At 40.2% G+C, this 11,868-nt stretch carries 12 protein-coding genes; 6 read left to right on the plus strand and 6 right to left on the minus strand.

What is annotated here, in order from left to right:
* The first annotated feature begins 880 nt into the window (after window positions 1-880).
* From G4V62_RS17965 to G4V62_RS17985, 5 genes are all read left to right on the plus strand, one after another.
* Window positions 881-1,870: an ABC transporter ATP-binding protein gene (locus tag G4V62_RS17965; RefSeq protein WP_165204870.1), complete on the plus strand. Its 990-nt coding sequence runs from the start codon at window positions 881-883 to the stop codon at window positions 1,868-1,870.
* Window positions 1,871-1,928: 58 nt separating this feature from the next.
* Complete coding sequence (locus tag G4V62_RS17970; RefSeq protein WP_165204872.1) at window positions 1,929-2,663, plus strand: ABC transporter permease; 735 nt, start codon at window positions 1,929-1,931, stop codon at window positions 2,661-2,663.
* A gap of 15 nt (window positions 2,664-2,678) precedes the next feature.
* Window positions 2,679-3,464: an ABC transporter permease gene (locus G4V62_RS17975; protein WP_165204874.1), complete on the plus strand. Its 786-nt coding sequence runs from the start codon at window positions 2,679-2,681 to the stop codon at window positions 3,462-3,464.
* A gap of 390 nt (window positions 3,465-3,854) precedes the next feature.
* Window positions 3,855-4,229, plus strand: coding sequence for a BlaI/MecI/CopY family transcriptional regulator (locus tag G4V62_RS17980; protein ID WP_212508835.1), 375 nt, complete (start codon window positions 3,855-3,857; stop codon window positions 4,227-4,229).
* Window positions 4,229-5,179, plus strand: a complete 951-nt coding sequence (locus G4V62_RS17985) for a M56 family metallopeptidase (RefSeq protein WP_165204876.1) — start codon at window positions 4,229-4,231, stop codon at window positions 5,177-5,179. Before G4V62_RS17980 ends, G4V62_RS17985 begins: the two co-directional genes overlap by 1 nt.
* A gap of 659 nt (window positions 5,180-5,838) precedes the next feature.
* Here G4V62_RS17985 and G4V62_RS17990 read toward each other — a convergent pair.
* From G4V62_RS17990 to G4V62_RS18010, 5 genes are all read right to left on the minus strand, one after another.
* Window positions 5,839-6,675, minus strand: a complete 837-nt coding sequence (locus G4V62_RS17990) for a helix-turn-helix domain-containing protein (protein ID WP_165204878.1) — start codon at window positions 6,673-6,675, stop codon at window positions 5,839-5,841.
* Window positions 6,672-7,166, minus strand: coding sequence for a hypothetical protein (locus G4V62_RS17995; RefSeq protein ID WP_165204880.1), 495 nt, complete (start codon window positions 7,164-7,166; stop codon window positions 6,672-6,674). The genes G4V62_RS17990 and G4V62_RS17995 overlap by 4 nt, the downstream gene beginning before the upstream one ends.
* 30 nt (window positions 7,167-7,196) lie before the next feature.
* Window positions 7,197-8,255: a dihydrodipicolinate synthase family protein gene (locus tag G4V62_RS18000; protein WP_312855540.1), complete on the minus strand. Its 1,059-nt coding sequence runs from the start codon at window positions 8,253-8,255 to the stop codon at window positions 7,197-7,199.
* Window positions 8,256-8,257: 2 nt separating this feature from the next.
* The gene (locus tag G4V62_RS18005) at window positions 8,258-9,274 is read right to left on the minus strand and encodes an NAD-dependent epimerase/dehydratase family protein (RefSeq protein WP_165204882.1); all 1,017 of its coding nucleotides are present in this window, start codon (window positions 9,272-9,274) and stop codon (window positions 8,258-8,260) included.
* Window positions 9,275-9,692: 418 nt separating this feature from the next.
* On the minus strand, window positions 9,693-10,001 hold the full coding sequence (locus G4V62_RS18010; protein ID WP_165204884.1) for a hypothetical protein: 309 nt from the start codon (window positions 9,999-10,001) through the stop codon (window positions 9,693-9,695).
* Between the two features lie 347 nt (window positions 10,002-10,348).
* On the opposite strand from G4V62_RS18010, the gene G4V62_RS18015 reads away from it, so the two are divergent.
* Window positions 10,349-10,807, plus strand: a complete 459-nt coding sequence (locus G4V62_RS18015) for a hypothetical protein (RefSeq protein ID WP_165204886.1) — start codon at window positions 10,349-10,351, stop codon at window positions 10,805-10,807.
* A gap of 204 nt (window positions 10,808-11,011) precedes the next feature.
* On the opposite strand, the gene G4V62_RS18020 is transcribed toward G4V62_RS18015, so the two are convergent.
* The gene (locus G4V62_RS18020; RefSeq protein WP_312855541.1) at window positions 11,012-11,587 is read right to left on the minus strand and encodes a DUF3238 domain-containing protein; all 576 of its coding nucleotides are present in this window, start codon (window positions 11,585-11,587) and stop codon (window positions 11,012-11,014) included.
* Window positions 11,588-11,868 lie beyond the last annotated feature (281 nt).

Consider the following 11,868-nt stretch of genomic DNA (forward strand, 5'->3'; position numbering starts at 1 on the left):
CCCAAAAGGAGTGTATGTATTTTTTTAGGTGTTGGCAAGCGGCTTTTTTTATTGCATAAATTAACTGCCGTTCATTACGTTTTTATTGTGCCATAAACAGGTTGTCCAAACAAGCTCTAAAGACATTTCGTTCAATGCGACCAAATCCATTAATTCCAACTCTTACCGTCATCTACTTACCTCCATTTAATATCAAATTTTATCAATATCTATACTAACCTATAAATCTTCCTATTTCAAAATTTTAAGAGCATTCCATTTTTTATGTTAACTTTGGCTGTTTGGTTAATTATCCCCGCGATATACCCTTTAGGAATTATACTTACATCATGTGACTCCCTTATAGCGATCGTCCGTAACCAATTTTGTTTACTCAAGAGTTCTTCTTATGTTCTGCGTGTTCATTTCTATTCCGATCAACACTTACAGTAACTAAATTCAATGTGCACATTCAAAAAACTAATTTTGCACATAGGAAGCAATATCTACACGGCGCAAAGGCATTGGAGGAGCGACTGTTTTTATGGCGGAAAGCAAAGAGTAAAAATGTTCTTTATTGCATGATAGATGTGAAAAAAGAGAGCCGTCGTTCTTTTATTCGACGGTGTGTATGGTAAGGAGAACGCAATCCCAGCTGTGAATTCTTGCAAGTTATGGTTGACTTATCCAGTTGGTTAGACTAATATTACAACATTAGCAAATTTTAGAATAATAAAATATATGTATCGAATTGTTATTTTAGGCAATAGATTTTAATTTTTGAGAAACTTAAGTGATTTTCACCTTAACTGCAGTGATCGATCACAGAGATTTTTTTTACTAGCTATAGATAAAGTGATTTAAAGGAGCCCTAGCAGGGAGTTTAGGGGGAAGGAAAAATATGAACATAATTGAAGTTGAGCATTTAAGAAAATATTACAAAACGTATAAACGATTTCCGGGTCTTGTAGGGGCATTCAAAACGTTGTTTACTAGAGAGTTTGACACGACCAAAGGGGTAGATGACATTTCTTTTACGATTAAACAAGGCGAATCGGTAGGATATCTGGGGCCAAACGGAGCGGGAAAGTCGACGATGATTAAAATGTTGACAGGAATTTTAGTGCCGACGTCTGGACAGGTCACAGTAAATGGACTTGTTCCTTTTCAAAACAGAAAAAAGCTAGCAAAAAATATTGGTGTTGTTTTTGGGCAGAGAAGTCAGTTGTGGTGGGACATTCCTGTCGTCGATTCTTTTGAACTGCATAAATATATTTATAAAATCTCAGAAACAGACTATCAAAAGCGTTTGAATATTTACATAGATATGCTTGATATGAGTTCTTTTATGAATAAAGCGGTACGGCAGTTAAGCTTGGGTCAACGGATGAGAGCGGAGATTGCGCTCGCGTTAATTCATGATCCTCAGTTGCTTTTTCTTGATGAACCTACGATTGGTCTGGATGTTGTTGGAAAGCATAAAATACGCGAGTTTTTAGCTTATATTAACAAAGAAAAGAACACGACCATTATTTTAACAACGCACGATTTGAAAGATATTGAAGAAGTCTGTTCCAGGATTATGATCGTTAATCAAGGTAAAAGTCATTATGATGGGCCAGTCGATCAATTGAGTCGTCAAATTACATTAAAGAAAAAAGTAACCATTGAATTTGTCGATAACCCAGGTGAAATCCATATTCCTAAGGCGTCTCTTATCAGAGATGAAGGTTCAAGAAAAATTTTAGAATTTGAAGAAGGTGTCGATATCATTAAAGCTATAAATGGTATCTCTGGACAACATTTAATTAAGGATATTTCTATTGAAAGTGCTGATATTGAGGAAGTCATAAGGTTATATTTCAATCAAATTAGCGAAAAGGCAATGTAGAGAGTGTGAGTGAAGATGGTACCGTACATAGGTTTTTGAAAAATCATTTGTGAAGAATATGGCTTATCGATCAGAAGTATGGTTAAGAATCGCGGGAAATATTTTCGTCATTTTTATCCAAGTATCGATATGGAAAGCATTGCTAGGGGTAGGTGCTTCGAGCGGAGTGACCCTTGAAGAAATGATTACGTATTCAATTGTCACGACGGCATCAATGACGATTTTAATGACGAACGTATTTCAGCCGGTAAGTGAAAAATTGAAAACTGGTGGAATTAGTGTTGATTTGCAAAAACCGATTAGTTATCCATTGCAGCTGTTTGCAGATCAAACAGGTCTAGCATTATTTAATACGCTATTTAATGTCATTCCTTCGATTATCATCGCGGCCATTATTTTTGGGATTCAGCTACCCGAAATGAGTGATCTATTTCCATTTGTTGTTAGTCTTTTGATTGCTATTGTGATTTCTTTCTTATTAGGCTATTTAATCGCACTTATTTCTTTTTGGATGCTTACGACGTTTGCTTTAAGCTGGACATTGAACGCGCTTATTACCGTTTTTTCGGGTTCATTTGTACCGTTATGGTTTTTTAGTTCTTTTTGGTTGAATATTGCTAATCTATTGCCCTTTCAATACCTTGGCTTCATCCCAACATCGATGTATCTTGGCAGAATAGAGGACGACCTTGCCGTATTGGCACTGGGGTGTTTCTGGGTCCTGCTATTATTGGCAATCAATATGGTTCTTTGGAAATTTGCAGTTAAGCGGCTCGTCGTGCAAGGCGGATAAAAAGGATGTGATATTTTGTCTATTACGCTGTTTTATCGGTATATCTTAACCATTTTTAAAGTCAGGATGGAATATCGAGTCGATTTTATTTTAGGCGCATTCGGTCAGATTTTTGGGTATGCAGCGAATTTTTTAGTCGTCTGGATCTTACTGCAAGAATTTAAGGTGATTGATGGTTGGCTGTGGCCGGAAATGGCACTCTTAATCAGTTTAAGCATTTTAACTTATGCATTAGGGTCAACTTTTTTCTACACACCGATGACAAGCATTGATCAAATCATCATCAATGGAGATTTTGATAAATATCTCATTAAGCCGCTGAACCCATTAATGAATTTGGTGGCTAGTATGTTTAACTATGGCTATATTGCTCACCTGATCATTTCAGTCAGTGTATTAATTTGGTCTATGACGCAATTGTCAATTCAATGGGATGCGGTCAAGTTGATTTATTTAATGTTGTGCATTATTAGTGGTGCCTTTCTTCAAGCAGCCTTTTTCGTCATCATTGGTTCATTAAGCTTTAAATTTCTCAGAGTAAGTTATTTGTTCAGCTTATTATTTAAAGTTAAAGATTTTGTAAACTACCCGCTATCGATCTATTTTTCCTGGATTCAAGTCGCCCTTACTTGGATCATTCCTTTAGCGTTCATCAATTACTACCCAAGTCTGTTTATTCTTGATAAAGACATCTCGCCTTTCTTTATCGTAATCACACCATTGGTCGGTCCGTTGTTCTTTTTGTTGTCACTCGTCATTTGGTCAAGATTTTTGAATCAGTATCAGGGGACGGGGAGTTGATAGTGGTTGAATGCAGTTGGAAGTTTAAGGAGACTATGAACGCAAAAAACTCATTTGAGAAAAAAGCTGAAACAAATATTTAAGTTCATTTATGCAAGCAATTTAACAGCAATGAGGGTATGCAAAGAAGCATTCATGGAACTTAAAAACTGAATTGGTAGAACACCACTTTTATTTGCTTTAATTATAAATCATTCCCTCGATCCAGTAATCATTGCAGGGGAGCCGTTTCGGCCTTCAGATGTTAAACCGTTATTCTTGAGGATTTTAACACCGATATTCGAAGCATCTGAGGTCAATAAATAATTTACAGGCTATTGACAATTGAATTCTACATTGTGTAGACTTATGTATGTAGACATGTTGTAGGTTAATAAGGAGAAATTTAATGTGAGACATAAAATTCAGCATTTATCTGAGACTGAGAAAATCATAATGAACTTCATTTGGAAAGCTAAGCGGTCTGTAACAACAAAAGAATTAATGGATCAACTCCCAGAAGCTAGAAATTGGAAGAGAAATACAACCATTACATTCTTGTCGCGTTTAAAAGAGAAAGGTTTTCTTACGGCGACTCGCATCAGCAAAGCGAACCATTATGCAGCTTGCATTACAGAGGCGGAATATTTGGACTTTGAAACAAAGCAGTTTATTAGTGATATCCATAACGGGTCTGCATTTGGTCTGGTAAATACACTGATTGATAATAAGGATTTATCTAAGGAGGATATTGAATTACTTATGAAGCGATTGGAGGATAGCTAATGAGGCTTGTTCTTCTAGATATTTACCAGCAATTATTTCTAATGTCTGTAATCACCGGAATGTTTTATTTAATGCTAAAGGTATTTCAAAAAAAGACAAATAGATCTATGAGTGCAAGATGGCATTACTATACAAGTGTATTTGTCTATTTATTTCTGGTTCTTCCTTATCATAAAGTGCTATCTCTATTCTTACCAGAGTACAAGCTTTCATTTTGGTCCAACTTGCCCAATGGTTCTATATCAACAATCCTATATAATAATCTGAAATTCGAAACAGTTTTGATTGAGGGAAGAAATCCTTTGTTTTTTTATTTTAGCTTTTTTCCCTATGTCTTGTTATTAGGATCTATAGTATTTATTACAGTCGCTCTAATTAAAAACTATCATTTTCATAAGCGGGTTATACAGATGTGTACGTTAATTACTAACAAGGAAACTCTTGAAATATTAGAAAAGTGCAAAAGAGAAAAAGAGGTAAAATCTGAAATTTTAGTATTTCAATCGCCATTTGTATCAACACCGTTTTTATATGGTCTTATTAAGCCGCGCATTGTTTTGCCGAGTGTTGATCTTAATTCGGAGGAGTTACAATTTGTATTTTCCCATGAATTGATACATTGGAAGCGACGTGATTCTTGGTTAAAGCTACTAATGTTGTTAATTCATTCTTTACATTGGTTTAATCCGCTTGTTTATAAATTGAGAATTGAGATTGATCGCTTTTGTGAGCTTTCTTGCGATGAAAGCGTAACTTTAATGATGAATAAAAATGAAAGGGGGAGATATTGTAAATTACTTTTAAGGGTACTATGGATTGTAGCCGACAATCAAAGCAAAATTTATTCAGCATTAAGTAGTGACAGTTTGAAGCATCTTGAAAGGAGGTTAGATATGATTATGAGATCTAGGTACAAAAAAAGCGTCATTCACAGCTTGCTATTGGTTTAACGATTTTTTCTGTATTATTAGGTTCTGTTACAGTACATGCCACAATGATGAATCAGCCCAACACACGTGAAGTGATACATATTCCAATGGAAGGTGAGAAAAGATCCTCTGCACCTAGCAAATTTGAAACTGATTCATTTTCGGATTTTACAGAATCCAATATAGAGCATCAACCTGTTGAAGGAGAACAATCAACTTCGGCGCCAAGTGGATAAAATATACACGGCTTGAGAGCATTCATCAACGAGGGGAAAATCTAATAAGAGTGATTGGAATTGCCTCATTAATGGTATTGGCTTGATAGCACAGTGTCAGCAGTGCTACTATACATCATAAGCTGAGACATGAAAAACAGAGAGCGCGTGATAGGATGTTTTTAGCAGTAGATCTGGAAATGTTTTTGGAGCATCAATTTGAAGCCTAAATGACGAGTGTTTTATCTTTAACTGTATCACTTTTTTTAGTATCAACGACTCAGTGTTCCTGTTGTAGGTCCACTATAAAGGTAAGTGGTGGGCGTAGTTTACGCACAGCATTGGTCATAGACCTGTTACTTCAATGGAAGCACTTCTGTCTATGTTAAAAACCTTGCTCTTTTATAAGCTCCATTGGTATCCATAGCAATTGACCAGGGGGAATTTAACCTCCCTTCTACTCCCTCACTCCAAAAACCCCAATACATAAACCTGCCGTGGTCTGCCCCGTGTCGTCGTCTTTTCCACCCCGGCTGTCTGGACGAGGTCGGCGTCGAGCCAGCGGAGGAGGATGCGGTGGGTGCTGCGAAGGGTGACACCGAGGACGTCGGCGAGTTCCGTGGCGGTGTAATGGGTTTTGTCGAAGCGGGCGACTTGGGCCATGAGTTTTTGCATATGGACGGCGTTCATGCCGGCGGCTTCGGCTTTTTTTAGCAATCCTTCGTCGGTGACGGCGGTTGGGTAGACGAGGGGGGCGGCGGTGTCGACGGGGCCGACGATGCGTTTGTCCTCGGTGACGATGAAGCATTGGTGGCCGCCTTCGTCGTTGGCTTGCCGAAGGGCGATGCGGGCGTGTGCGCCGGCTTCATTGGCGGTTTGGCCAAAGCCGACGCCGACGGACAGGGTGAAGCCGAAGGCGTGTTTGACGTCTTCAAGGAGTGGCATGGATTTGTAGCCGTGGGTGACGCGTTCAAACACGCCTCTTGTCGTAAAGAAGATGTATTCTTCGCCGTTGTTGGCTAAATGGCCTTCGAGCTCGTTGACGTAATCGAGCAGTGTACGGTGCACGTCGAGCTTCAGCCGGGCGATGTCGTGCTCGGAGGTCATATGCTTGATCGATTGCTGGAATTGGTGAATTCTCATGAGTCCGACGACGACCTGGCTTTCCCGGTGTCGTCTTTTTTCTGTCGACAGCAGGGCGCGTTCCAAGGCACCGACATAGTCTTGGTGGGTCGGTGTGATCCATTGGCAATGAAGCTTTTGCGCGAGCAAAGCGTCGGCGACTTCTTTCACGCCGGTCAAGGCGACAGCGTCACGGTTGTTTTTTGGCAGGTGTGATGAAATTGGATGATGTCGTTTACAGGTGCGGTGCTGTCTCCTTGATAAACATGAACGTCGGGGAGCGACTGTTGTAATTCGCCGTACACGTCTTGGACAGATGCGTCGGTGAGTGAATCGATCGACAATGCTGCTGGTTTTCCGGTCGTATACACGTGAAACAATGCTTTATACAGTCCACCGCCGCGAAAGGGGACGTAATGGAGCGGGATTGGATACGTTTTGTGTGCTGTGCCTTTGGCGTACGTGCGATATTCGGTAAAAAGCAGTACCTCGACGTCGGGGAGGCGCTTGGCGATGATTTCTTCTAGGGTGAGGTCCGCGTCAATATGATCAATGAGTGGAACGAAGGAAGGGAACAGCTTGAGCGCCCGCTGGCAGGCGCGGACCAATGGGGGTGTACCGATCACACCGATGTGGATAGGTTTTGTATTTATTTTACAATTTCGCGACATTTTTGTTCAACTTCCTTTCCTTCCGTTAGTTTACTTGAGCCATTTGGCAAGGTTCGCTTTGACGAAATCATCGTCGTGCAAGTGTGGGTATGCGGCGTAAATGCGGTCGATGTCTTCTGTCTGCCCTGGAGACAAGGTTTCGCCACGGTTTAAGCACCACGTGCCCTCAAGTAACCCTTGTCTTCGTAGTACTTCGTGAATGCCTGGGATACATCCTGCAAAGCCGTGGGCTGGGTCAAAGAATGCGGCGTTACTGTCGGTGACTTCAATACCGCGCGTGAGAAGCTCTGGTATGCGGGAAGGGTCTTCCGTGCGCGCGATTTTGATTTCCTCTAGTAGCGAAACGGCTGTCTTCGTCCAGACCGCCCAATGCCCGAGCAAGCCGCCGACGATTGGTTTTTGGACGATGCCTTCATCGGTTTGAAAACGATACGTCGTTAACAAGTCGGCAACGATGTTGTCGTCGTTTCCGGTATAAAGCGCGATTTTCTCCTTGCGTGGTGAATGACAGACGGCTCTGACGACATCAAGAGTTTGGTAGCGGTTAAAGGGTGCGAGCTTGATCGCTTCAACGCCGTCGATGTCGGCGAATTGGCGCCAAAAATCGTAGCTGAACACACGACCGCCGACAGACGGTTGTAAGTAAAAGCCAAAGATCGGCAGAATAGCGGCGACTTTTTCGATGCGCTTGAGTACCTCTTTTTTGGTGGCATCGGCAGGTTTGCTCATAGCGACGAGCCCAAGGTCATAACCGAGCGTGGCGGCTGTTTTTGCTTCTTGAACAGCCTGCTCGTCATCTCCGCAAATGCCGGCAATTTTTAAAAAAGCTTGATCGCTGTGTGCTTCGATTTCCTCTGCAGCTAAACGAAGGACGGTTTCAAATAGATTATGTTCGGGCTGGCGAATCTCAAACTGGGTCGTATGAACGCCGACTGCAACACCGCCGGCTCCAGCGTCGATATAGTATCGCATCAGTGCCCGTTGCCTTTGTTCATCAAGCTTCAATTGAGCATTTAACGCTAAGGGATGTGCTGGAATGACCGTCCCTTCATGTAATCGCCGCTTTTTCTCTTGCGTAAGCTTTCTCACGATTAAAACCTCCCTGCGCGTTCTTGAAAATGCGTCGGCTTGTTGCTTGTTTCCCCGCCTGACTTGACCCAATCTGCTGTCCATTCGATCATTTGCCTAAGCGGCACTTGCGGGTAACCAAACAGCCGGTGTATTTCTGAGGAGTTACTTAATAAGGCGGTGTCTTTTTCTGCGCCAATCAACACCGGTTCTTTCGCAAAAAGCGCGCCAAATTCTTCAGCGAGCCAGCGGATGGAGACGGTTTCTGGACCGCTCGCATTTAAGATGCGTGGTGGGGTGTCACAAACGGTTAAACAGCGGAGGGCATATTCGTTGGCGTCGCCTTGCCAAATGACGTTGACATGGCCTGTATCAAGCTGGATGGGTTTCTCTCCCATTACCATTTGGGCGATCTCTAGTAAAATGCCGTACCGCATGTCAATGGCATAATTTAAGCGAAAGTGAACCATCGGAATGTCATACTTGCGGGAAAAATGCTCGAAAATGCGCTCCCGCCCAAGGCATGACTGGGCGTATTCTCCGATCGGGTCCGTCGGGTCTTTTTCTGTTGCTCCCCCTTTGATAAGGGGCGTCAGTGGGTAGACATTACCGGTGGAAAAAGCGACAATTCGTGATTGGCGATAGCGCTTGGCGACAAGCACGGGAACAAACGTATTCATCGCCCAGCTAAAGTGCTCATTGCCGACTGTACCGAATTTGTTTCCCGCCATATAAATAATGTTTTTCGCTTCAGGAAGCTTGGCGATGTCGTCCTTATTTAACAAATCAGCTTTACATGTTTCGATGCCTTGCTGTTCAAGCTGCTGTTGTAATGTTCCTGAAGAAAAGCGGGACGCGGCCATCACTTTCCGCTGGACACCGCTGCGGTCGCTCGCCCGCTTGGCCATCCACGCGAGTGTCGGTCCCATTTTTCCACCAACCCCAAGAATCAGAATGTCGCCATCCAATTGTCTTAGATCGTCCGCGATTTTATCTGAAGGTTCGGACAATATATGTTCTAACTCCTCAATTGTTTTCATCAGGTGAAAAGCTCCTTCCATCAATCATTCGTTTTTATTATCGTAGAGCGCTTTTGAATTAAAGACAAGTCGATAAATTGTCTTTAATTACACGCGTCTTTTTTACGTGAATTAAGGACATAGTGTTTGTCTTCGCCTGTTAATTAAAAACGAAGTCTTGATGGCTTAAACAATCAATTATTGTAAAAAGTTCATTGACATCAAAGAAAGCCTTCATGTTTTAAAGTTATTTTTTTGTAAAAATGATATGAATTCAGCTAGGATTTCCTGAACTGCGTCTTCTCTATTCATTCCCTTCCAATTCGCAGCTTCATGAATATCTGCTTCAAATATCTTAATAATTCTTTCCAAACTATATTGATTTCCTTGTTGAGTTTCACTTATGAGCTGTTGCAGTTCAAGGTTTGATATAATTTTATTAACGCATTTTTTTCCATTTGTTTACCCACTGTTGTGACATTTTGAGTTCGAGCGCTACTTCTTTTTCAGTTGCTTGATCAAGGTAAATTCTTATCAACAAATAACGTTCTACGTGACAAGAAAGACTTTGAATAATTTCTCTTACAAATATAGAATTAAATATCCCGACGCTAGGGTCATAACTAAACGATAGATGATCTAAAGCATGACTATATTCGTTTCGAAATATTTTGCGTTGCCGGTATTGTAGTCTCCAAGCAATTCGTTTAATTTCAGTTTTGCAAATACATTTAATATTCTTACCCATAATAATCCCTCCCTTTACATATAAAGTAATAAATAACGTCTAAAAACCACATTTTTTTAAATTTAATGAGGGTGGTGGGTGGATATTAATTTTAGTAGATGTTATTTTGGGAAATATAAATTCTGGATGTAAAAAGCTTGAAGTGTCTAAGAGAAAAGCGTTGCTGGTAATTCGAAGACATCTTTAATAGAATGGGAATTTCCGAGTATATAATAAGTACACATTTAACATGTAACAATTTAATGATGGAGTAATTTTAGAGGGGATTGTCTTGTCTTAATAATTCTTGACGTTTTGCTAAACGTAATCTTATAAATTAAAATTAATTTAGCGTGGTGAGTAATCAATTGAAATATTTGTTATGTGCCATAGGTCTTCTATTTGGTGTAATCAGTTCAATTGTTGTTGCATATCACTTTAATCTATTTGTTCAAATTCTAGCTGGGGGTGGCATGTCCGTTTTTGGCCCCCACTGGGTATACCTTGCCGTAATTGTTCCTTTTTCGATAAACTTTGTTGTGCTTGGCGCATATTTTAATCAACTCAGAGAATTATCATTAAAAAAATTAGCAATTATTAGTTTAATAAGTGCGTTTTTAGTTACATTATACAGCGGAACTATTGGTGCGATTTTTGGTGTTGCTATTGTAAGAGAAGGCATAGAAACAATAAATTTTTTAGGAACTTTCAAATGGGGTACAATTTATGCCTTTATTCTTTTTCCATTTACCGTACCTTTAGCAATAATATTAATAGGTTTTTTTTACATAATTGTAAGAATTTTAAAGAAGGTCTCGCTGAAATAGTACTTCATCCTATTGTATTAATACCTAATTTTGGCAATAGATATCCCTGACGGAAAAAGGTAAATAAATAGCCAATATTAGAAGTAGAATGGTTTTAAGAATGTCATATGTAATAAATTTACTCCCAAAGAATTTAATGAGGTGCTATTCTAACGGTCATCTAAGAGGTCGGGGGAGATGGTCACCCCCGACTATTGAATCTAGCTAAAAAGTACCTCGAAAATCATTTCCCATTGGAGGAAATAACGATTCTGGCCCTTCGCCACTTACTCGTGGATCATGTCTGTAAAGTTCAACTGGAGCTCCATTATCTAAACGTTTGTAGATTTCATGAGCGGGGTAACCATCATGTCTGCCATCAAGTGTGACTATACCAGATGAATTAACATCGACTGTATATTCCCAATCAATAGCTGGTGCATCAGTATTTAAAGGGTTTCCAGCGTGGCCTCGCAGATAAAAACTAGCCGAATTAGAATTTATCCTTTCATCGGCAATCGTTAAACCTGAGGTAGGAGCGTGATCTTCAATTTCTTGCAAGACTTCTCCAGTATCTCTATCAACTGTCCGTTCAATTGTCGGGCCTGTAGATCTAAAGTGTCTAAGGGTTTGGTTTTCAAAATTACAGATGATGTGTTGGACCATTTTTGATTTTTCTGGTTGGTTTTCGGTATAATAGGTGAATTCTCGATTATTCCCATTGTAGTAAATAATGACTTCCGAAGTACGAAAATATACAATCCAACCTTGAGGTATAAATGCTGCTCGAAGCTCAACAATATTTGCCGTTGAATTTTCCTCCTAATTTCTTCTTTAAGGTGAAGGTTCTTATCCCGGGATTTTAGATTTAAGATTTTCATCTCCTTCACTTAATAAAGAGCATAATCGGATTTAATTACTACAGTTTGTGCATAATTGATGCGTTTCCAAGTGATGCAGGGCACCACTTTGGTTGAGTAAGTTGCGCTTGCTGTTGACAAATTCAATCATTCACAAGTAAGATAAAATAAATGAACAAGTATCGGTATTCAATGGGCGAAAGGGGTATCCACATGAAAAAA

Origin of the sequence: Litoribacterium kuwaitense (assembly GCF_011058155.1) — a bacterium.
Classification (GTDB): domain Bacteria; phylum Bacillota; class Bacilli; order Bacillales; family DSM-28697; genus Litoribacterium; species Litoribacterium kuwaitense.